This is a genomic window from Sorangiineae bacterium MSr12523 (genome assembly GCA_037157775.1).
Lineage (GTDB): Bacteria > Myxococcota_A > Polyangia > Polyangiales > Polyangiaceae > Pendulispora > Pendulispora brunnea.
This window is the reverse complement of record CP089982.1, coordinates 5745078-5765361: the sequence shown is the minus strand read 5'-3', so window position 1 is coordinate 5765361 and position 20284 is coordinate 5745078. Positions and strand designations below refer to the sequence as shown.

The following is a 20284-nucleotide window of genomic DNA, read 5'->3' as shown; positions in this document are numbered from 1 at the left end:
GCGCTACAAAGCCTGAAGCCAGGCCACCACGCGATCGAGCTCCCGCGGCTTGATGAACACGTGGGCCTGGCTCCGCGCCGCGGCGGTGAGCAGAGGATCGTCGCCGCTGCTGAAAAAGACGTACGGCAGCGAAGGCCGCACCGCCGAAAGCGCCTTTGCCACATCGAGTCCCGTGCCATCGCCGAGATCGAGATCCAACACGGCGGCGAAGAGCCGCGATGCGTCGACGGTGCAGGCCTCCTCGACGGATCCCGCCTCGAGTGCTGCGAACCCCGCCGCCGCCAGCGCCTTTCGCAAGGCCGCGCGCACCACGGGCGAGTCGTCGGCGACGAGCACCGTGCGAGATGAGTCTGCTGTCTCGGGAGGAGCCACATGGAGAAAGTACCGACAGCGGACCCGCTCGTGAAGACTCCAAGGCCCGTCTTGGTCCTGCTATGGTGCCTCCAATGTCGTCCGCCCCGTTTACCCGCGCCCACGTTCGCTCCTTGTACGATCGCCCGTTGTTCCTGTTGCTCGACGAAGCGCGTGCCGTTCATCGCGCGCACCACGCCGACAACGAGGTGCAGCTCTGCACGTTGCTCAGCGTCAAAACGGGCGGCTGCCCCGAGAATTGCTCGTACTGCCCGCAGTCGAGCCATTACGACACCCCCGTCGGCGCCGAGAAGATGCTCGACATCGAGCAAGTCCGCGCGAGCGCCCGTCGCGCCAAGGAGCTCGGCTCCACGCGGTTCTGCATGGGCGCCGCCTGGCGCGAGGTCAAAGACGGTCCGGCCTTCGACCGCGTTCTGGAGATGGTGCGCGAGGTCAAGGGCCTGGGCCTCGAGGCCTGCGTGACCCTGGGCATGCTCACGGAGTCGCAGGCGCAGAAGCTCAAAGACGCGGGCCTCGACGCGTACAACCACAACTTGGACACGAGCCGCGAGCACTACCGCTCGATCATCAGCACGCGCACCTTCGATGATCGCCTCCGCACCTTGCAGAACGTTCGGCAAGCCGGCATCACGGTGTGCTCGGGCGGCATCATCGGCATGGGCGAAAGCATCGACGACCGCTGCGAGATGCTCCGCACGCTCGCCAACCTCGAGCCGCAGCCCGAGAGCGTCCCCATCAACGCGCTCGTCCCCGTCGAAGGCACCCCGCTGGCCGATCGCCCCCCCGTCGACCCGCTCGACATGGTGCGCATGATCGCCATCGCCCGCATCCTGATGCCCCGCACCCGCGTGCGCCTCTCCGCAGGCCGCGAATCCCTCTCACGCGAGGCCCAGCTCCTGTGCATGCTCGCGGGCGCCAACTCGATCTTCTACGGCGAGAAGCTCCTCACCACCTCGAACCCCGAGGAAGAAGCCGACCTCGCCCTCATCAAAGACGCCGGCCTCACCACCATGGCCCCCGCCGTGTAACGGCAAAGAAGAGGAAACCGCCAGGATCGCCAAAAAAGATTCGCCAGGATCGCCAAGTGAACCAACCATAAACCCCAAAAATTAGGGTTTTATTGTTGGTTCAGCTGGCGATCCTGGCGAATCTTCTTGGCGATCCTGGCGATCACCTTCTTCAGCGCTTACGACGGCGTCAGCTCGGACACTTTTGGACGCACTCGTTCATCTCTTTGATTTTCGGCATGATGCACGGCTTCATGCACGCGGCGCACGCTTCGCTGGGCTTCTTGTCCTCGGGAGGGCAGTCTTTGCGGCAGTCGCCGCCTTGACACTTTTTGACTGCGCCCTCCTGCTTGTCCATACACGCCTTGATGCACTGGTCGCGCTTGGGCAACGCGCTTGCGTCGGGCGCGGTCGTGGCGAGGGCCATCGTCGATAGGATGGAAGCGATGGCGAGCGTGGCGAAGAATCTCGATTTCGACTTCATTTCTCCTCGTACGGCGGCGTGAATTCCTCGGGGCGGGCACCAAGCTCGCCCAAGGATACGAGCGTACCATCTTCGTCCCGACCATTCGCAAGGACGATCTGGATGCCGCCTTTCATGTAAATGCGGTGCTTGGCCTGATCGATGTCGTTGTTCTCGCCCCAGCCGATGGGCGTCCAGCCCGCCTTGCTCATCTCCGCATCGTAGAACGCACGCACCTGATCTTCGCTCTGCGCGCTGCGGTACACGTGCGCGCCGAACGGAGAGCCCGCGATCTGCGCGGACATCAGCCGCTGCGATTGCGGCGGACGCGGAATGCCCACCGGATCCGAGCCGGCCGCATCGGCGGTGCCTTCGGGCGCGAACGAATCGATGCGGAAGCGATCGTCCGTCCACGCCGTGAAGACGCGCGCGCGCCCGCCGCCGGCGTCTTTCACGTAGACGTAGCGCATCTTGCCGAGCGACCCCAGATCCTTGGTCTGCTCGAACATCTGCAGCGACTCCATCATCGTCTTGGACGAGTTCTGCCCGCGCATGAAGCAAAGGACCGCACCCTCGTCCGTCTTTTCGGAGCGGTAGACGCCCATGTCGAAGGAGCCGCCCAGACGCGACTTCACGTTCAGCTTGTCGGGCGACTGCGCCGCCAGATCCGCCCACTCCTTGCCGAGGCTCCCTTCGCTGCTCCGGCAGTACGTTTCGTAGGCATCGAGCACGTCGTGCACGCTCTTCTTGCTCGTGCCGGTTCCCAGGGTCATGCGCTCGCCGTTCAGCGTCATGGCCGTCGGCTCCTTGATGTACTCGGACAGCGGCATCATGTCGCGCCCGAGTTGGAGCGTGGTCTCCGAGATCCCGGCGTGGGCCTTGTGCGCGCAGAAAACCCCGGCCGCCGCCGCCAACACCGTCAGGTAAGCCGCCACCCGGATCGTCCCGCGCGCAGGAGCCAGTTTTTCCGACCGTCGCCACGTCATGAAATGCAAACCGATCATCGCTCGTCTCCCCGACCTTAAAACGGCTTCATCGACGTGAAGATGTTCTTGCCGAACTCGAACATGCCCGCGAGGCCCTCGGGCACGTGCTTCTCGTTGCACATGCAATAGGACGTGTGCGTCAGCTGCTTGCTCCAGCCCTTCGACGTGCGTCCCCAGCCATGCGCCTCGCCGTGCGCTTCGCGGTTTTCCACGCCGAACACCATATTGAGCTTGCTGCTCGTGCCGCCCGAGCCCTGGGCTTCGGGGGCGTGGCTCCCGCCGCCGCCCGCATTCAGCGCGCCGCTCGCGCTGCCGTCGTTGGGCGTCTCCTTGCCATCGCAGGCGCGGGAGGCGTACGTCAACACCGCGGCGCGAGCCTCGTACATCTTGGTTACCTTCACCTTGTAGATGTCGTGAAACCAGTACATGAACCCGAGGAACGTCACCATCACCGGCATGATGATTCCGGCTTCCACCAGCGCCGCGCCCAGCTGGCCGCGTCGCCGGCGAATCCGCGTCGATACTTTGTGAGACACGGTTTTCATGACTCTCCTCAGTGGATCGGCCTGTCGCCGTTCAAGAAGTTCTGAGCATCTGCAGCGGCATTGCCTGCGCCCGTTCGCGTGAAGAAGGGATTGCTCGCCACGCTGCCGAGGCCACTCGAAATCGACGACCCGGCCCCGGTGCTGCCCGCGAGACCACCCGCGAAGCCGGTCAAGCTGCCCGACATGAGGATGCCCGTGGCCGCGCCGATGAACTGATTGCCGAACGACGGCGGGTGCGTCAGGCGAAGGCGTGCCCTCCAGTTCATCGAGAACGACGCGTTCTTGTCGTCGCCGTCGTAGCACTCCTTGTCGCTCCACACCTTGGTGCAGTCGAAGAAGTACTCGGCCTGCGAGAAGTAAATCTTCTTGTCCGCCTTTTGCGAATCGACGCTATGCCCCTTGTTCTTGGACATGCTCACCCGCTGCTCTGCGCGGCCGACTTCCTTGTCCTCGACGTTGACGACCAGACCCCACATTTGGAAGTAGTCGCTGCCGTTCTTCACCGCGGAGTCGGGATTGACGATGTGGATGTCCTTGTCCGTCCACGGCGCGCCGTCGTAGCCAATGCCGAACACGGCGTCGGGATCATCGGGGGAGCGGATGCTCAAGTACGAGCCAATCAGGTCGAGGCCCCAGCCTGCCACGGTGTTGACGGGCGGCGGCACGTACTGCTTGATGACGCCCTTCACCTTGGTGAACGTGCGCTCGCAGAGGTACTTGTTCTCCTCGCGCTGCACGGGCAGTCCGATGGGCTTGTCGCTCTTGTTGATGCTCTTGATGGGAACGATCGATGGCGAAATCACCGCACCTTGCAGATTGCCGCTCGTCGTCTGGTAATTCTGAATCAAGTTGACGGCGCTCGCCTCGGCCACCACGGGAAAGCCCAATTGGACGGCGTCCTCGAGGAAGCCCATGGCCTTGAACACGCCCTTGAGCGCCTTGTTGTAGGTCGTGGCGATCTTGGCGATCTGATGGCCGATCTTGCAGGCCTGCTCGCCGATCTTTGCGACGGGCGGCGGAATGGGCCAGCCGATGCAGGTGCTGCCAATCCACGTTCCCCAGCCCAAGCTGAGGATGCCCACGCCGATGCAGATGTCCGCCAAGGTGGCGAGCAGCACGTAGATGCTGGCCAGCGCAAACATGATGAGGTTCAGCGCGGAGATGTAATTCATGCCGCGCGCATGCACCGTCGCCGCCGAGAAGGCTGCATGGTCCGAGGCCTCGACGGCCTTGTCGCGCAGCACGATGGCGTCGCCGATTCCGAGGATGAACCACAGGGAGCCGATGAGCGAGATGGCCATGAAAAGGCCGATGATCATCACCGCGCCGTTCTGGTCCTGCGCGAGATTCTTCCGGGTGTGCATTTCCATCACTGTTCCCCGCATCCCGTGGCGTTGTCGTAAGCCGCGCCCTGGTGGGGCAGCGTGATCGTTTCCTTCATGTTGACGAAGCCGAAGCCCGAGCAAACGAGGCGCTTGCCCATGGGCACGTTGCACTTGTACTTCGCCGTGACCTCCGTCTTCACGTCACCGAACTTCTCGCCGCCGTTGTACGTGGGGGTCACGTTGGGCGAGGAGAACGTGTGCTGCCAAGCGCCGCCGCCGAGGGCCGCGGTGAACGCGTTCTTCGGATCGTCGGGGCGGCGCTTGTCCATGTCCTTGCCGGGGTTGCAAGGCTCGACGGTCACGATGGCCGCGCGCGCGGCGGCGAAGGCGGCGTGCTTGAACACGAGATGGGCGGTGTAGATCCACCCGACCTGCGTGAAGCAAAGGAAGGCGGTGGCCATCGGCATGAAGCCGATTAAGAACTCTACAGCCACGGCACCTTTTTTGTCTTTCGCCAACCTTTTGACGCAACTCATCCTGCCCTCCAAACGAGCATCCTCGCTCCCCATCCCATCGATGTTTCGGCGGGCTTCGAGCCCGCCGGGTGCTACGGCGTCGGTTTCAGCATGGCCTCGCGGCCAGCGCGGTAATCCTTGAGCATTTTCACGCCGCCCGTCGTGAGGCCGATGACCGTCGGCACCGCGACGAACGTCACGAGGAGTGCGTATTCCACTGCGATTGCCCCCAAACGGTTCCTTCGAAACTTCGAGAGCTGCCCTTTGTCGATCCGCATCGCCGTCTCCTCTTCGTACTGAGCTATTTCTTTACACACGTCGTGCCAACGGAACTTCTCATATAACAGCGAAAATTGTGGTCGAGCCCGCACCACAGACGTGAGATTTACCGAGAATTTCGATGGCAGGAGAACGTTGCGCGAGCCGGATCGCGATGGATCCTATGGCTGGTGCCTCGTTCATCCACCCCACCGATAGTTCGTCTCGGGTCATTCTCACTCTCCACAAAAGGCGGCATCCCGGACTCACGTCCGTGAGCCGGGCTCTGCCAGCCTTCCTTGTGACCTACCTCCCGCGAAAGCGCAAGGGCACCGGGGAGGGCGAAGTAGGTGAGTCGCCTACTTCGGGGGAGGGCACTTCTTCATGCAGTCCATGACCTCCTGCTTCTTCGGAGCGATGCAGCTCTCCACGCAGGACTTGCAGCCGTCCTCTTTCGACTTCGCGCCGGCGCACTTCTCTTTGCAGGTGCCGGTGCCGCACGCCGTGGCGTACTCGTTGAACACCGCCGTGCAGCGCAGACGGCACTCCGCGTGGGCCTTGCCCGAGGCGCCCGCCTGATCGCCGTTGGCGGTGCGGGGCTGGCTCGCAAAGAGAAGAAAGAGGGAGAGGGCCGCGATGGTGCCGGTCAAGAACTTGTTCATGGCTGCTCCTGGTTTCGTTCTCACTTGCGCGCGCCGGTGAGGTTGAGCGGCGAGGACTCGAGTTCGGCGGTCGCATTGGGCGCGGCGCCGACTTCGCCGATGGAGACGATGGAGCCGTCGCCGTCTGGCTTCGTGGACAGCGCGATCTGCACGCCGCCTTTGAGGTACATGCGGTTCATCGCCTTGGCGTCGTACATGTCATTGGCCCACCCGAGGGGCGCGTAGCCGTCCTTCATCATTTCGTGATCGTAGTGCTCGCGCACTTGCTCCGGCGTGGAGGCGCTCCGGTACACGTGCGCACCGAAGGGCGAGTTTCGGAGCTCCGCGGCCAGGAGCCGGTAGGCGTGGGGCGGACGCGGAATGCCCGCCGGATCCGAGCCCGCGCTGTCTTGCATGGCCCCGTCTTTCTCCTGGGGCATGAACGCATCGAGCCGGAAATGGTCGTCGGTCCACGCGGTGAAGACCATCGTGTGGCCGCCCTTCGTGGTGGTCACGTACGCGTAGCGCAGCTTGCCCAGCGAGCCGAGATCGTGCGTCTGCTCGAAGGACTGCAGCCCCTCGATGAGCGTCTTCTGCGACTCGGCGCCGCGCATGAAGCAGAGGACCACGCCCTCGCCGGTCGTCTTCTCCGTGCGGTAGACGCCCATGTCGAAGGAGCCGCTGAACTTCGAGGCCACCTGCTTCTTCACGTTCGCATCCTGATCGACCAGCTTCGACCATTCCTGCCCGAACGCATCCTTCGACGTGCGGCAGTACGACTCGTACGTATCGAGGATCTCGTGCGCCTTCTTGTCGCTGATGCCCGTGGCGAGAACCATGTTCTGGCCATTCAACGTGAGCGCCGTCGGCTCCTGGAGGTAATCCTTGAGCGGCATCATGTCGCGGCCGAAGTTCAAGGCCGTCTCGGCGACGCCGGCATGCGCGTTGTGCGCGGCGAAGGCGAAGGCGACGCCGCTCAAGGCGGCCACGTACACGCCCAGTCGGGCGAACGACTTCAACTTCGAACCCTGCTTGTTTCGTTTGGCCCAGGCCAACATGGATACGATGAACATGCGATGTCTCGCTTTCTGGTGGGGGCCCTAAAACATGCCTTTGGCCAAACCGATCCCGAACGGAATCAGGTCGAGCAACCCGCCGTCGAGACGGCGCTCGTTGCACATCGAATACGAGTCGTGGTTCAGCGTTTTGTTCCAGCCCGCGGTCGTGCGGTATTTGCCGGAGGCTTTGCCCTCCGCATGCTTCGATTGCACGTTGAAGGCGAGGCTCAGTGCGCTGTTGACGCCGCCGCTTGCGCTCCGGGCCTTCTGCGCATCGCCGTAAAGGCCATTGGCGCTGCCGTCCGCTGGCGGCGGGGAGCCGCCGCACGAGTGAGAGGCATACGAGAGCATCTGCCCGCGCGCCTGCAGCATGACGTCCTGCTTCACTTTGTAGATGTTGTGAAACCAGATCATCATGCCCAAAAAGGTCACCATGAAGGGCATCACGATGAGCGCTTCCACCAGCGCGGCGCCCCGTTCGTTTGCGTGTTTCGTCGTTCTCTTTCTCATGGCGCTGGCCTCTCAGTGAATCGGCTTGTCGCCGCCGGTGAGGAAGTTCATCGCACTGTCGGCGCCTTGGCCGAAGCCGGTGCCGGTCATGGGGCCAGACATGGCGCCGTTTCGAACCTTGTCGATCGAGTCGGCCATCTTCTGCGCCGCAGGGTTCTCGCTCATCTTCGCGGCCATGAAGTCCATGGGGTTGCCGCCCGAGAGGGCAAAGCTGGAAAGGAGCCCGATGGCCTGATTGCCGAACGAAGGCGCGTACACACGGCGCAGGCGCGCCCGCCACTGCATCGAGAACGACGCGTTCATCAGGTCGTCGTCGAAGCACTCCTTGTCGCTCCAGTCCTTGGTGCAGTCGAAGTAGTACTCGGCTTGTGAGTAGTAGATCTTCTGCTTGGGCAGCTCCTGCTCCGTGCTGTGTCCCTTGTTCTTGGACATGCTCACGCGACGCTCGGCGCGGCCTTTCTCCTCGTCCTTGGTGCCGCCGATGACCAAGCCCCACATTTGCATGACGTCCGTGCCATTGCCGGCGCCGTCGCTCACCACGTGGACGTGCGTGTCTTCCCAGTCGCCGCAGCCGATGCCGATGGCGGTGTCCTCGGAGGGCGTGTTGACGACGTAACCTTGGATCAGATTGATGACGAAGCTCAGGAACTGCGCGGCAGGCGGCGGTACGAACTCGTTGATCTTGGCCTCCACCTCGTTGAACGCTTTTTCGCAGAGGAAGGAGTCCTCGATCTTCTGCAGCGGCAGGCCGATCATCGTTCCCTCGGCCTTGCTGACGCAGGGGATGAGCGAGGCGCTGAGCATCATGCCGTTGTACGGCTTGTACTTGCTCACCACGTTGACGGCGGCGGCTTCGGCGGCGATGGGCATGCCCACCTGGATGACGTCTTCCAGCGCGCCGATGCCCATGAAGATCTTTTGGAGGATGTCGGAGTACTTCTCCGCGATCTTCGCGATGCTGTGCCCCGTGTTGCACACCGTGCTTGCGACGCCGGCGACACCGGGAATCAGGATGGTGGGCACCGGGATGGGCAAGCACGTCTTGATGATGCCCCAGTAGGCCATTCCGCCGAGGGCGCCGACGGCGATGAGCACGTCGGCCACGATGCAGAGCACCACGTAGATGACCGCGAGCGCGAACATGATGAGGTTCAGCGCCGCGACGAAGTTCATCCCGCGCGCGTGCACGGCGGCAGCCGAGAAGGCCGCGTGGTCCGAAGCCTCGATGGCCTTGTCGCGGATGATGATGGCGTCGCCGATGCCGAGGATGAACCAGAGCGATCCGATGAGGGAGATGGCCATGAAGAGGCCCATCACCATCACCGCACCGTTCTCGTCCCGAGCGAGACTCGGCCGATTCACTGGCCTAAAGGAGAGGGGGAGCGTCGTCGTCATGGTTACTGGCACCCTCCTGCGTTGTTGTAGCGCGCGCCTTGATGCGGCAGCACGACGTCCTCTTCCATCTTCACGTACCCACCGGTGCAGACGATGCGATTGCCGAGTGGCACCGAGCACTTGTACCGCGCCGACGTTTTCGTGTGCACGTCGCCGTATTGGTCGCCACCGCCGTACGAGGCTTCCGCCTCCAAGTTGGCAAACTTGTTCTGCCATGCGCCGGCGCCGAGTGCATCGTGCGCGGCATCTTTGACGTCCTGCGGATCGCGGCGCTTGTCCATTTCCTCGCCGGGATTGCACGGCCCGACGGTGGTGATGGCCGCACGCCCCGCAGCGAGCGCCGCATGTTTGAACACCAGGTGCCCCGTGTAGAGAAACCCAACTTGGGTAAAGGAGAAGAATGTAATTGCCAGTGGCATGAATGCGAGTGCGAACTCGACGGCCACCGCGCCGCGCTTCTCCGCGACCAATGTTCGTAAGGTTTTCATCGTGTCACCTGTCAGTTCGGTTCAGGTTTGGCCTGGTTTGGTTTGCTTCGGGATTTCGTCAGCGTGCGGCTTGCGTACTTGATCGACGAATCGACGATCGGATGCGGCAAATTCCACGTAATTGGCCTGCGCCGTGCGGAGGGACACCTCGTTCGCACCGCCCTCGAAGTCGGGGTCTTCGAACTGCACGCCGTCGTCTTCCCAATGGCACACCGGGCAGATTTCGAACGTGTTGGGCGGCGCGTCGGAGAGGGTGAGATTTCCGCAGCAGGGGCAAGGGTGCTTCATTTTTGTTTGTTGTAATAGGCCTGGCCGGCGCCTGGCTTGAAGAGGGTCGAAATCTTGCCATTGGCCGCAACGACCGCGAAGGAGTTGGTCGATGGCTCGTAGTAAGCCGTCTTCCCGCCCGCGAGGGGCTTGCTCTGGATACCGGGGCCGCCATGTGTGATGCGTGAGGCCTCGTTCGCATAGTCGGTTGCGGTCGTGCCAGGCGGGAACTCGTTTTTGTGCTTGTTCCAATGGCCGTTGAAGTTGTTGTTGCCGCTGCCGGCCGGACCGGCGTTCCAGTTGTTGTTGCCCCATGCGGGCGTGCCGGGTGCGGGGCCTGCGGGCGGGGGAGGCGGCGGCGGTTTGGCCGACGGCGGAGGAGGTGCCGGTGGAGCGGTGGACGCCGGCGGCGGTGGAGGCGGCGGCGGCTTCGCCGACGGAGCGGGCGGCGGCGGTGGAGGAGGCGGCGGGGGTTTGGCCGACGGCGGAGGAGGTGGAGGCGGCGTGGGCGACCCGGAGGGCGTCGTCGACGGACCTCCTCCCGGCTTCGGCTTCTTGGAGGGAGGCGGTGCGGTATCGCTGTCGCTGTCGCTGTCGTAATCGACGAGCGGGCGCTTGCCGCCGCCGGGATCTCCGCGATCGGTGGTGCCGGGGGGATTCTTGCCGTTGTTGTTGCCCCCGTTGTTCTTACCGTTGCTGCCCGGGCCGCTGTCCTTGCCGCCGCCCTTACCGTCTTTCCCGTCTTTCCCGCCCTTGCCCCCTTTTCCGCCTTTTCCGCCCTTGCCGCCTTTTCCAGGATCGGACCAGGAGGGCCCATCGAGCTGGCACTGATTGTGGACGAGGACCGAGGCGAGGCCGACGAAGTACGTGTGGTCGATGCCGACCTCGAGGTTGTAAACCATCGCCTGTTGAGCGATCGGTACGACCCTGGTGACCCGAACCTCGTGCCCGCTTCGATCGAGCAGTGGTTCATTTGGTACCAAATTACCTGCAGGCACCCACCCCCGGTCTAGAGTGTAATAGGGATGTTCCGGCGTGGATTGCACGCGCTCGCGTTCGCCATCGACATTGACGATGCGAACGTCGACCAGCGACGGGGCTCCCCGCACGAAGGTACGCACCACCGGCCGCGCGGAGACGACGCCGTCGTTCTCGTTTTGCGCGAGCACTTCATCGCCGACTTCGAGGCTCTCGATGGGTCGGTTTCCAGAGGGCGTGGCGACCAATGTCCCCGCGACGAAGCAGTTTCCAGGGCTCGTGCAATGTGCCCGTTTTGTAGGGCCGACAACGTTGTCAACTAACCTACACTCGTCGCCATCGGCGCTTGCCGATGCGACGACGTTCGTCTCCGTAAGGAAGAACCCCGTCGTGATCATCGCCAACGTGGCGAAGAAGACGAGCGTGTACTTCAGCGCAGAGAGCGTCCGGGCCCGTGCGTGGGGTCTCGTGGTTCTCACAGAGAAGTCCCAGAGCAAGGTCGGTGCCCAATGGTTCGCATCGGGAAATCATGTTTTCGGGACGCTCGTTGATTGGAAATAGCGATATTCGAACTTGGCTACTCATCCGGTCCCACATGTGCGCTGTATGAACAAAAACATGTCCCTGACCCCGACCACGGTCAGCGCTTCAGCGGCTCGACTTCCCGGACGGGTGGCAAACGTTTGCTTCTCGCTGGATCCTAACGGACCGGATCGCTGCGATCAGGTCAGGATCGACCCTTCCAACGGGCTCGACATGTCCCGAAATGGCCCGTGATGTCTTTGAATCGTTACATCGGTGGATATCAATATTGCAATTTCGCAATTGCAATTGGGATATCCAATATGACGGACGGACGACCGTTTGGACGTTACGGATCGTGACGGCATCGCATGGATCGCGCCGGAACGTGCATGCGTGTGCGTCGACGTGCTCCGTGCATTGTTCCCATCGCGCACCACAGAAAGCCGCATCCGAGGCCTTCGAGAGGGCACACCCCGCGACTATCGGCCCGGCCTCGCCGGGAAGAACTTCGACGCCACGTGGGACAATGGGCGGAGGTTCCTGTTGGAGTTCGCTCCCGATGCCAAGAAGCAGCGCTACACCGGCGTCGTTGGCAAGTCGAACAACGAGACCGTCGACATCGAGACGGTGGCCCTCGCCGCGATGACGTCGCAGGCTTATTGGACATGGGCCATTCTCGAGGAGCAGCTTCACGAGGAAGAGATGCTGCCCCACCCGGCAGCGCTCTCCGATGCTCTCATTGGGCCCATTTCGCGCTGCTGCCCGCCCCAAAGCGGGTGCTCATGCCATGCTTCCCCCCGTCCCCCACGCTCCCCGCGCCGCATGGCATTCCGCGCCCGCAGGGGCGGGCCCCCCTCGAGCGCACTGAAAGCGCCAATGCCAACGGCGAGCCCGAGGGGGTGCCATGGATTCGCGATTCGCGATTCGCGAATCGCAAATCCATGGCACCCCCCTTCATGGAGCGCCGGCTTCCAGCCGGCAGTCCGCCGGCCTCTGGCCCGCCGCGTGCGCGGAGCAGCCGCCTGGAAAGCGGCGGACCCTTGAATGCTCAGCCGCCGGCGCCGACGACGGTGATTTTCATCTTGGGGCAGGGGCCGGAGCTTTGCGTGGTGCGGTAGCGCAGGGTCGTGCCATTCATGGGGTCGAGCTGAATGGACTTCTCCGTCGAGCTGTAGATGTCGAAGGCATAGCCTGCCACCCCGTGCTTTTGCTCGACGTGCACGCTGTAAAAGCTATCGGACTGGGCGACCACACGCTGGTACGGGCCAATGTCCCATTCGGGCGTTACGCACGACGCGTTATCGGCCAGTTTCGTCAGCTGAATTTCCTGGTCGAAGATAACCGTTCTCGCGGGCGGGGCGCAGCAGGCCGATTGGGCCGCCGCTTCCTTCACGAACGAACCGTCATTCGCGCCACCATCGTGGCCGCCCCCGTATTCGTTCACCGCGCTCTGCCCGCAATAAATGCAGAATGCACCGACAATCATCCCCGCCACAGTTGCGATCCTCGGCATCGTCTCGTCTCGTTTCCCGTGTCCCAATGACACGCGGTACGTCTTACGAGACCTGCCGAGGAATCGTTCCCTGTTGCCTGGCTCGAATCAGGGCGTGAGGGGCCCCTGGGTCGCACACGCCGCTGCGGTCGTACTCAGCGTGGGCGACAGCACGCCCGTGATCGTCGCACTCCCTGTGCGCGTGTTGATGCGGATCCAGCCTGCGCCGCCGCCACCACCGCCGGCGCCGCCGTTGGCGCTGGCCACACTGGTGCCGACGCCGTCGGCGCCGTTGACGAACACACCCGCGCTGCCGTCGCCGCCGTGGTTCTCCGTCTTGGACTTGCCGCCCTTCGCGGCGGCGACGTCCTGGCCCGCACGTTGGGTCGTGCCGTTCTCTCCGTCGTTTTCGTCGTCGGTACCGCCACCGCCACCGCCGCCGCCATTGGCTGCGAGGATGCCTGCAATATCGACTTGCCCGGCCTCGAGCAAAATGGCCCCGCCGCTTCCACCGCCCGAGGATTGATCCTTCGAGTCGTCGTCCGCCCCGCTGCGGGCGCCGCCGCCGCCGCCCACGTTGATCGTGCCGCTCGCGCCGATGGCAATCGAGTTGGCCGCGACCAGCTGAATGGCCCCGCCGCCCGCGCCGCCCGAAACGATGGCGCCTGCGCCGCCCGAGGAGCCGCCGACCAGAGGCGTCAGCGTCGCGTTGCCGTATTTCTGGCCTCCGGAGGCGGCCACGCCGTTGAGACCTGCCTGCGCGGGGCCCTTGCCGCCAACGCCGCAGAAGGATCCGCCGCCGCCGGCGTTGCTGTCGGCTTTGCCCGCTGCACCGCCGCCGAGGCCTACGCCGTTCTCGTTGGTCGCCGTGCTTGCGGCGCCGCCGGCAGCCTGCGTGTACCCCACCGCCGCGGCGCTGAGGTGGCCCAGGATCTCGATCTTGTCGAGCGCCACCAGCGCAATCGGGTACTCGCCCGTGGTTTTCACCGTCACGTTGGCGTTGATGCGGAACGATTTCGCGAGGTACACGCCGACCTTTTGGCCGCCGCCGTTTTGCGTCACCAACGTGAACTTGGTGACGTTTGCCTCGGAGCAGGGGTTCTCGTCCTCGTCGCTGCGGAGCGTGCAGTCACGGTCGGCGACGAAATCGCCGAGGCCCGTGACGTCGATGTTGCCGAGCGACAAGTTCGACGGCGTGAAGCCGAGCTTCGGCGGGTTCGCGCTGGGAGCATCCTCCCCGTTTCCACCGTCGGCGCCACCGTTGTTGTCGCTCGATGAGGAACAACCAGGGGCCGCAAATGCAATCGCAGTGAACGCGCCCAATGCCAGGGCCGAGAGAAGAAGAGTACGCATTGGCGCATTCTTAAACTTTTTTGGCGCGCCATGCACCTTTTCGAACTACGGCCGTACGGTGATGTCGTCTGGGCTGCGAGGATCGATCTCGTAGTGATCCGCGTATTGGCTGCTGAAGCCCGTGATGCGCACCGATTGACCCAGGTGCAAGCTGCTCATGGCGATGCCCGTCTGCACGTTGACGAAAATAACGACCTTGCCCGAGCCGTCGTTGACGCTGAATTTGAAGCCGTACGGCGCATCGTCGATGGGGCCATCGGTGATGGTGCCCGCCACGCGAACGATGCGCCCTTCGCTGGACTCGCCCACGTCCGCGGTGCGCACGCGCTCGGCGTGGATCTTTGGGCCATCGCAACGGATTTTTACGTCGTCGGTCGTGGATGGAACGATGACGAGCAAGCCCGAGTGATCCGCGAGGATGCCCGTGACGCGGGCCACGTCGTTCGGGGCCGTGTTCACGTTGGTGGCGAAGCTCACGTAGATGCCGGCGGAGGCGTCTTGCAAACCGAAGCCCTTGTCGCCGAAGCTCGATTCGAAGGCGCCCGACGGGGTCGAGACCGACCCATGCACGGTGACCTTGCTGCCGAGCGGCAGCGTGCGTGCTTTGGCGATGGAGATCGCCCCGGCTTCTTCGACCACGCTCGTGCGGGCAGGCGCGGCGGTCGCAAGAGGCGCGAGCAGAGCCAGAGAGGCAACGACGGCGAAACGCGACAAACGCGACGGATTGCGGTGCATGGCGGTTAGGACTGTGCCCGCGATTCGAGGAGCGTCAAGGTGAAGGTCCGCGCGATGTGCCCATCGCGCAACACACTGACGCGCGAGCGCCGTGCGATGACGTGGTTCGGCAGGATCGTGCGCACATCGACATCGAAGCGGTTGTCCGTCACGAAGAGAACCTTGTCCGCCGTTTGCCAGCGCGCGCGTGGCTCCCATGTGTCGAAGTCGTCGCGGATCGGCGTCGCGCACCCCACGCGCACGTCCGCACCGAGCCCCGCATGCATCTGCGCGCAGACGACCCAGTGCGGTCCCAGCACGACGAACTCACCGCGCCCGGCCTGCTCGGTTACCGTATCGCGAATCGAAATCAAGGCATCGTTCCAGCCGTAAAGCTCGTTCGAAATGTCGTACTTCGGATCGGCCTTCAGCGCGGCGGGCAACATGCGCGTGAAGCCCGGAACGAGCACCCACGCGTGCGCCGTCGCCGTGAGAATCGCCGCGAGCCACACCGCAGCCAGCGTGAAACGCGGGCGCGCCCGAAAGAGCGAGCCATCCTCGGCCGCCGTCTCGAAGCGCCGCGCAAAATGCAACGGCAGCGCGAGAAGCGGTGGCGCCAGCCAATGCGGCTCGGCCACGCGACTCCAGAGGCAGAGTGGCAGCAGGATCACGAAGGGCAGGGCGGCGCTGCGAAAGAGCATGCCCGCGAGAACGTCGTCGTTGCGGTGGCGGAACAAATCGATGGCCGCGACCACCGCCAGCACCGCGAGCAGCGGCGAGACGTACAACAGCTGCCCGCCCAGCACCTTGCCCACATTGAGAAGCGACGGCCCGGAGCCGGCCTGCGTATCGACGAAGCGATGATGCAACATCGGCCATCCGGTGCGCGCCTCGAAGAGCACCACGGGAACGAAGGCAATCGTGCCGATGGCGAGCCCCGCCCAAGGCCAGATCGTTCTCGCGTGGCTGCGCGCATCGCGCGAGGCGTAGGTCCACACCAATGCAGCGAGCAGCAACAGCCCGCTCACCTTGGCCGTCGCCCCAACGCCGGCGAGAAGCCCCGAGGCCACGAACGACGCGGCGGCGACGCTGCTCGACGGCTTCTCCGTGAGCCCGCGCGCTGCAAGGCCAAGCGCAAAGACCCACGCCAACGCCAGCAAGAGATCCGGCGTCATGGCGAAAAGCCCCACGCCAATCTCGGGCGCGACCGCCACAGCCAACGCCGCGGCGAACCCGCCGTCCTGCGAGGCGCCCATCGTTCGTGCGGCGGCGTACACGATCCAAGGAAAGAGCGTGGCCATCAGCGCCGTCACGAAATGCGCCGCGAGAGGCGTTGGCACCGTGCCGCTTCCAATGGCCCGCGCAAAAAGCCCCACCAGGCCCGGATGATCGAGGTACGCCGGCGCAGGGTGCAGCGCGTACGAGGCATAGAGCGCCTCGCTATCGCCGAAGCCGATGGTCTTCGCGGCGTAAAGCCGCGCGCCGAGCAGCAAGAGGGAAAAGGCGAAAAGGGCGAAGCGCGTGTTGTAGATGAACGAGTCTTTTTTCACGAGAGCCAAGGCGCGAGCATGCCAGCCACTTCCTTCGAGGGCGAGCGCGGCAGGCCCAAAATCGCTTCCACCTCGTCGCAGGCTTTCAGAAGCTCGCGACGGCTGTTCAGGGTGGCGACGAGCGCCTTGGCCACGCGCGGAACATCGGCCTCGCGCTGCAAGAGCTCGGTGAAGGCGGTGCGGCCGAGCAAGATATTCGGGAGGGAAATGCGCTTCGTGGTGAGGCAGGTGCGGGCCACCAATTCGGTCACCAGGCCCGTGCGGTACACCACCACGGGCACGGCCCGCGCGAGTGCGGCCTCCAGGGCGGCCGTGCCGGATGCGGAAAGCGCCGCGTCGAAGGCTCCGAGAACGGGCGTGGCGCCTGCATAGGCATCCACGGAAAAAATCGGCACGCGGAAGGCCTCGGCCACCGCCTCGGCGTAGGACTTCGTGCGCGCATCCAGGCTGGCGGCGAGCAGCACGCGCGCATCCAGACTGGCCCGATCGCGGCGCACGCGCTCGTACGCCTCGAGCATGATTTGCAAGTGCGCTCGAACCTCGTGCGGCCGGCTGCCCGGCAGGATCGCCACCGCCGACGCGTACGGCGTGAGCCCCAGGGCATCCCGCGCAATGCGGCGTTCCATCGCCGGCGCCTCACGCGCGGGGTGGCCGACGTAATGCGCATCGACGCCGGCCCGCTGCCAGAGCCCCTCCTCGAAGGGCAGGATGACCGCCATGCGATCGATCGCGCGCCGCAAGGTCTGCGCGCGCGAGGCACGCCAGGCCCAGATCTGCGGGGCGATGTACCAGAGAACGCGCACCCCGGCCGCGTGCAGCCGCCCGGCGAGCAACGTGTTGAACTCGCTGTAGTTCACCAGGAACGCTGCCCGCGGCCGGAGCTTGCGCGCCGCGTTGACGATGCGCGCATGCGCCAGCGCGATCGGCACGGCGCGTGCTGCCACCTCGGAGATCCCCAGCGCGGTGATGTGCCGAAGATCGGCGACCAGGTTGACGCCTGCAGCCTGCAGCGCCGGCCCGCCCAGGCCGAACGCGCCCGGGTCACGACCGGGAACGAGCTCCGCGAGCTCGGTCATCACGCGCGCGGCCGCACGATCTCCCGAAGCTTCTCCGGCGACGACGAGCAACCCCCCGCGCGAGTCGCGGCGGCTCATTCCCGTCGGCGTTCTTTCATGTTTCCCGGCGGCCCCGGCGCGCCCGTCGCGCCATGCCCAGCGAAAAGACCAACCCGAATGCGGCGAAGAGTCCCGCCCCGCCTCCGGTTGCACCGATCGAGCACCCTTTGTTGCTCGGATTCGCCTCGGCGCACGCGGTGGAAAAGCCATGCCGCGCCTCGGGATCGCAGTCACCGGCCGGAACGTACGTCCCGCCGTCCCCGGTCACCCGGCGTCCGTTCTTGGCATCGTTGGTGGCCGAAATGTAGATGCTGCAGATGCCGTTTTCGTCGTCGGTGGACAGGTCGCGCATCTTCGTCGAACCCGGCGTGTAGTGCGCGTACATCGTGGCTTCCGGATCGCCGGAGTGCGCGAGCCCGAGAAAATGCCCGGCCTCGTGCGTGATGATGCTCTCGAAGTCGTACCCGTTCGGTGGAACCGGATCGAGCGACAGCGTTTGGTCCGCCGTATTGAGCTCCATGTCGGCGTCGAAGATTTCGCCCGTGTTCGGGTCGAACACCACCGTGGTCAGGCCCAGCGTGTTGCTGCTGTCCGTGTGGTCCCAGTTCGAATCGCGAAAGACGATGACGTTCTGGTTCTTCGCTTCCTTGTTGTACTTGACCTCGGAGCAGTCGACGTCGGGCTGCTCCACGAGGTTCAGTGTCACCTTCGAAGTGCCGCTCGTGCGGGTGCACGACACCTTCGACCACTTCTCGAAGGCGCCCCCGATGATGCTCTTGACGGTGTTGTACGGGAGCTGCCGCGTGCCGTTCTTTTGCAGGCTCCAACCGACGCAGCTGCTCACCCAATAGAGTGGACGGCCCACCGAGCAACATTGGTTTCCGACAACGTTGCAGCCCGAAATGAGCCCGTCCGTCGTCGTGCGGCAGTAAGCATCTGCATTCGAGGCCGAGAACATCAACGCTGCAAACGCAGCGCCTACGACACCAATGCTACTTCGCATGCAACCGTCCCCACGCGGCTGCAACGGTGCGAATCGTTTCGTCGAGCGGGCGCCCGACGATGGCATCGCGCGCGAGAACGCGCGGTGCCTTGGACGACGCAGTCGTTGGCGGCGGGAGAACGGCGCCATGACCATTGCCGAGGAGGAGAACCTTGGTCTTCTTCGCGGCATCGTTCGCGACGGCATATTGGCCTTGGCCGCGCGAGGTCACCATGTAAAGGCCGGGGAAGTTCGGATCGGGCCGGATGAACAGCAGGGTAGGCTCGCCGACGTGAAGCACCGCTTCGCCGTCCACGGTTTGCCCGACGTTGCCGATCACGCCACCCACGGTCACGACCCACGCTTCTGCGCCGGTCCCGAGGTCGCCGGCAATCGCGTTGTCGACCTTGACCCTCGTATAGGTGTAGATGCGGCCCTTTTCCAAAGCAGCGTATTGCTCGACGGGCGTCATCACCCCGGCACTGACCGAGTCTTGTACGAGCGAATCGAACGCAACGCTGATGGAGACCGAAGCCTCTGCATCCTTCGTCGCGACGTTCAGCAAGATTCCAAAACTAGAAAGCTGTGCCAAAGCCAAGGCGATGATCGCCGCGCGGCGCGCGAACGACGACCGAGTGCGTGTCATGCGATCGACCTTAGCACGCTCAGAATCGGAGGAAAGCGCAGCCCCAATGTATGCCTGCACCCAGGGCGAGGATCATGGAGAGCTGTCCGCGCTTTAGATTTCCAGCCCGCATCTGCTCATCGATCAGAATGGGGAGGGTGCCCGCGCTGGTATTTCCGAATCGGTCGATGTTCGACGGAAGCTTCTCCGGGGGAACACCGAGCTGGTCTCGGATGTATTCGTTGATGCGGCGATTGGCCTGGTGGGCAAGGAACCAGTCGATCTCGTCGATGCCGACTTTGTGCTCCTCGCAGAGCTCCCGCGCCGTCGCCGGCAGCTTGGTGACCGCAAAGCGAAAGAGCTCGCGCCCGTCCATTCGCGGGATGTGGGCTTCTTCCTCGTGGCTATCTTCCCGCCAGTAGGGGCGCGCCCGGAAGCCGCCGCCCGGCACGTAGAGCAATTCGGCCGACCGACCGTCGGAATGCAGCTTCATCCCGCGCAGGCCCGCGTCGCGATCCGTGGCGCGGAAGACCAGCGCGCCGGCGCCATCGCCGAACAGGATGGCCAAGTTGCGGTGCTTGTCGACCTTGGTCTTGTCCTCGATCGAGGCCTCGCGCCCATTCTTGGGGTCCAATGCACCCCAATCCTTCCAGGGCATGAACCCGGCGTGCGCCTCGGCGCCGACGAAGAGAATCGTCTTGGCCGCGCCCGTTTGGACGAGGCCGTCCACCATCTGCAAGCCGAAGAGCATCGCCGCGCATTGCTGGCGCAGGTCGAGCGCCGGCGTGCCCGCGATACCCAGCTTCGCACCGAGCAGTGCGCCCGATCCCGGGAACACGTAGTCGGGGGTCATCGTCGCAAAGACGATGTAATCGATGTCTTTCGCGGTGAGGCCGGCCGACTCGAGGGCCCGCTTCGCCGCTTCATATGCCAAGTCGCTCGGGCCGACACCATCGGGCGCGTAGTGCCTCTGACGAATGCCGGAGCGCTGGTAGATCCACTCGTCGGACGTGTTCATCACACGTGCGAGATCATGGTTCGTTACGGGTTCGCCCGGGACGTAGTGCCCGGTACCGATGATCTCGAATCCAATTTTCGCCATCCGTTTGCGCGGGATCTA

Annotated in this window: 23 protein-coding genes and 1 pseudogene; 2 read left to right on the top strand and 22 right to left on the bottom strand. The window is 64.3% G+C overall.

Annotated elements, in window-relative coordinates; genetic code table 11:
- Window positions 1–3: 3 nt before the first annotated feature.
- Window positions 4–336: a response regulator gene (locus LZC95_22115; protein ID WXA99501.1), complete on the bottom strand. Its 333-nt coding sequence runs from the start codon at window positions 334–336 to the stop codon at window positions 4–6.
- A 125-nt stretch (window positions 337–461) separates the two neighbouring features.
- Between LZC95_22115 and bioB the strand changes: the two are divergent.
- Window positions 462–1400, top strand: a pseudogene (gene bioB, locus LZC95_22110) (biotin synthase BioB).
- A 169-nt stretch (window positions 1401–1569) separates the two neighbouring features.
- On the opposite strand, the gene LZC95_22105 reads toward bioB, so the two are convergent.
- The 13 genes from LZC95_22105 to LZC95_22045 form a co-directional block, all read right to left on the bottom strand.
- On the bottom strand, window positions 1570–1863 hold the full coding sequence (locus LZC95_22105; GenBank protein ID WXA99500.1) for a hypothetical protein: 294 nt from the start codon (window positions 1861–1863) through the stop codon (window positions 1570–1572).
- A complete protein-coding gene (locus tag LZC95_22100) occupies window positions 1860–2828 on the bottom strand; it encodes a hypothetical protein (GenBank protein ID WXA99499.1) in 969 nt (322 codons plus the stop codon). The genes LZC95_22105 and LZC95_22100 overlap by 4 nt, the downstream gene beginning before the upstream one ends.
- Window positions 2829–2863: 35 nt before the next feature.
- Window positions 2864–3373, bottom strand: a complete 510-nt coding sequence (locus LZC95_22095) for a hypothetical protein (GenBank protein ID WXA99498.1) — start codon at window positions 3371–3373, stop codon at window positions 2864–2866.
- An 8-nt stretch (window positions 3374–3381) separates the two neighbouring features.
- Window positions 3382–4737, bottom strand: a complete 1356-nt coding sequence (locus tag LZC95_22090) for a hypothetical protein (protein WXA99497.1) — start codon at window positions 4735–4737, stop codon at window positions 3382–3384.
- A gap of 5 nt (window positions 4738–4742) precedes the next feature.
- Entirely contained in the window at window positions 4743–5192 is a 450-nt protein-coding gene (locus LZC95_22085; GenBank protein WXA99496.1) for a hypothetical protein, read from the bottom strand.
- Window positions 5193–5305: 113 nt separating this feature from the next.
- Entirely contained in the window at window positions 5306–5491 is a 186-nt protein-coding gene (locus LZC95_22080; protein WXA99495.1) for a Flp family type IVb pilin, read from the bottom strand.
- A 339-nt stretch (window positions 5492–5830) separates the two neighbouring features.
- Window positions 5831–6133: a hypothetical protein gene (locus LZC95_22075; GenBank protein WXA99494.1), complete on the bottom strand. Its 303-nt coding sequence runs from the start codon at window positions 6131–6133 to the stop codon at window positions 5831–5833.
- A 20-nt stretch (window positions 6134–6153) separates the two neighbouring features.
- Window positions 6154–7185 carry a hypothetical protein gene (locus LZC95_22070; GenBank protein ID WXA99493.1) on the bottom strand — a complete coding sequence of 344 codons (1032 nt, stop codon included), beginning with the start codon at window positions 7183–7185 and terminating at the stop codon, window positions 6154–6156.
- Window positions 7186–7212: 27 nt separating this feature from the next.
- Entirely contained in the window at window positions 7213–7680 is a 468-nt protein-coding gene (locus LZC95_22065) for a hypothetical protein (GenBank protein WXA99492.1), read from the bottom strand.
- A 12-nt stretch (window positions 7681–7692) separates the two neighbouring features.
- Window positions 7693–9042 (bottom strand): hypothetical protein, encoded by a 1350-nt coding sequence (locus LZC95_22060; protein WXA99491.1) that lies wholly within the window; start codon window positions 9040–9042, stop codon window positions 7693–7695.
- Window positions 9043–9077: 35 nt separating this feature from the next.
- Window positions 9078–9563 (bottom strand): hypothetical protein, encoded by a 486-nt coding sequence (locus tag LZC95_22055; protein WXA99490.1) that lies wholly within the window; start codon window positions 9561–9563, stop codon window positions 9078–9080.
- Window positions 9564–9584: 21 nt separating this feature from the next.
- On the bottom strand, window positions 9585–9851 hold the full coding sequence (locus LZC95_22050) for a hypothetical protein (protein ID WXA99489.1): 267 nt from the start codon (window positions 9849–9851) through the stop codon (window positions 9585–9587).
- Entirely contained in the window at window positions 9848–11287 is a 1440-nt protein-coding gene (locus LZC95_22045; GenBank protein ID WXA99488.1) for a Hint domain-containing protein, read from the bottom strand. The genes LZC95_22050 and LZC95_22045 overlap by 4 nt, the downstream gene beginning before the upstream one ends.
- Before the next feature lie 385 nt (window positions 11288–11672).
- Here LZC95_22045 and LZC95_22040 point away from each other — a divergent pair, with 385 nt between their 5' ends.
- Window positions 11673–12377, top strand: a complete 705-nt coding sequence (locus LZC95_22040) for a hypothetical protein (GenBank protein ID WXA99487.1) — start codon at window positions 11673–11675, stop codon at window positions 12375–12377.
- Window positions 12378–12381: 4 nt separating this feature from the next.
- Here the strand turns inward: LZC95_22040 and LZC95_22035 are convergent, their stop codons facing one another.
- The 8 genes from LZC95_22035 to LZC95_22000 form a co-directional block, all read right to left on the bottom strand.
- Entirely contained in the window at window positions 12382–12846 is a 465-nt protein-coding gene (locus LZC95_22035) for a hypothetical protein (GenBank protein ID WXA99486.1), read from the bottom strand.
- Between the two features lie 87 nt (window positions 12847–12933).
- Window positions 12934–14178 carry a hypothetical protein gene (locus LZC95_22030; protein ID WXA99485.1) on the bottom strand — a complete coding sequence of 415 codons (1245 nt, stop codon included), beginning with the start codon at window positions 14176–14178 and terminating at the stop codon, window positions 12934–12936.
- A 45-nt stretch (window positions 14179–14223) separates the two neighbouring features.
- A complete protein-coding gene (locus LZC95_22025; protein WXA99484.1) occupies window positions 14224–14913 on the bottom strand; it encodes a hypothetical protein in 690 nt (229 codons plus the stop codon).
- Window positions 14914–14918: 5 nt separating this feature from the next.
- The gene (locus LZC95_22020; protein WXB00208.1) at window positions 14919–16442 is read right to left on the bottom strand and encodes a glycosyltransferase family 39 protein; all 1524 of its coding nucleotides are present in this window, start codon (window positions 16440–16442) and stop codon (window positions 14919–14921) included.
- Window positions 16439–17596 carry a lipid-A-disaccharide synthase gene (gene lpxB / locus LZC95_22015; GenBank protein ID WXA99483.1) on the bottom strand — a complete coding sequence of 386 codons (1158 nt, stop codon included), beginning with the start codon at window positions 17594–17596 and terminating at the stop codon, window positions 16439–16441. The genes LZC95_22020 and lpxB overlap by 4 nt, the downstream gene beginning before the upstream one ends.
- Window positions 17597–17612: 16 nt before the next feature.
- On the bottom strand, window positions 17613–18560 hold the full coding sequence (locus LZC95_22010; protein ID WXA99482.1) for a matrixin family metalloprotease: 948 nt from the start codon (window positions 18558–18560) through the stop codon (window positions 17613–17615).
- On the bottom strand, window positions 18550–19185 hold the full coding sequence (locus LZC95_22005) for a hypothetical protein (GenBank protein WXA99481.1): 636 nt from the start codon (window positions 19183–19185) through the stop codon (window positions 18550–18552). The genes LZC95_22010 and LZC95_22005 overlap by 11 nt, the downstream gene beginning before the upstream one ends.
- Before the next feature lie 19 nt (window positions 19186–19204).
- Complete coding sequence (locus LZC95_22000) at window positions 19205–20266, bottom strand: ketoacyl-ACP synthase III (protein WXA99480.1); 1062 nt, start codon at window positions 20264–20266, stop codon at window positions 19205–19207.
- Window positions 20267–20284 lie beyond the last annotated feature (18 nt).

Bases quoted from the DNA above. Each gene is read 5' to 3' on its own strand.
- LZC95_22105 (WXA99500.1), bottom strand. From the start codon at position 1,863: ATGAAGTCGAAATCGAGATTCTTCGCCACGCTCGCCATCGCTTCCATC.
- LZC95_22100 (WXA99499.1), bottom strand. From the start codon at position 2,828: ATGACGTGGCGACGGTCGGAAAAACTGGCTCCTGCGCGCGGGACGATC.
- LZC95_22095 (WXA99498.1), bottom strand. From the start codon at position 3,373: ATGAAAACCGTGTCTCACAAAGTATCGACGCGGATTCGCCGGCGACGC.
- LZC95_22090 (WXA99497.1), bottom strand. From the start codon at position 4,737: ATGCACACCCGGAAGAATCTCGCGCAGGACCAGAACGGCGCGGTGATG.
- LZC95_22080 (WXA99495.1), bottom strand. From the start codon at position 5,491: ATGCGGATCGACAAAGGGCAGCTCTCGAAGTTTCGAAGGAACCGTTTG.
- LZC95_22075 (WXA99494.1), bottom strand. From the start codon at position 6,133: ATGAACAAGTTCTTGACCGGCACCATCGCGGCCCTCTCCCTCTTTCTT.
- LZC95_22070 (WXA99493.1), bottom strand. From the start codon at position 7,185: ATGTTCATCGTATCCATGTTGGCCTGGGCCAAACGAAACAAGCAGGGT.
- LZC95_22065 (WXA99492.1), bottom strand. From the start codon at position 7,680: ATGAGAAAGAGAACGACGAAACACGCAAACGAACGGGGCGCCGCGCTG.
- LZC95_22055 (WXA99490.1), bottom strand. From the start codon at position 9,563: ATGAAAACCTTACGAACATTGGTCGCGGAGAAGCGCGGCGCGGTGGCC.
- LZC95_22050 (WXA99489.1), bottom strand. From the start codon at position 9,851: ATGAAGCACCCTTGCCCCTGCTGCGGAAATCTCACCCTCTCCGACGCG.
- LZC95_22035 (WXA99486.1), bottom strand. From the start codon at position 12,846: ATGCCGAGGATCGCAACTGTGGCGGGGATGATTGTCGGTGCATTCTGC.
- LZC95_22030 (WXA99485.1), bottom strand. From the start codon at position 14,178: ATGCGTACTCTTCTTCTCTCGGCCCTGGCATTGGGCGCGTTCACTGCG.
- LZC95_22025 (WXA99484.1), bottom strand. From the start codon at position 14,913: ATGCACCGCAATCCGTCGCGTTTGTCGCGTTTCGCCGTCGTTGCCTCT.
- lpxB (WXA99483.1), bottom strand. From the start codon at position 17,596: ATGAGCCGCCGCGACTCGCGCGGGGGGTTGCTCGTCGTCGCCGGAGAA.
- LZC95_22010 (WXA99482.1), bottom strand. From the start codon at position 18,560: ATGCGAAGTAGCATTGGTGTCGTAGGCGCTGCGTTTGCAGCGTTGATG.
- LZC95_22005 (WXA99481.1), bottom strand. From the start codon at position 19,185: ATGACACGCACTCGGTCGTCGTTCGCGCGCCGCGCGGCGATCATCGCC.
- LZC95_22000 (WXA99480.1), bottom strand. From the start codon at position 20,266: ATGGCGAAAATTGGATTCGAGATCATCGGTACCGGGCACTACGTCCCG.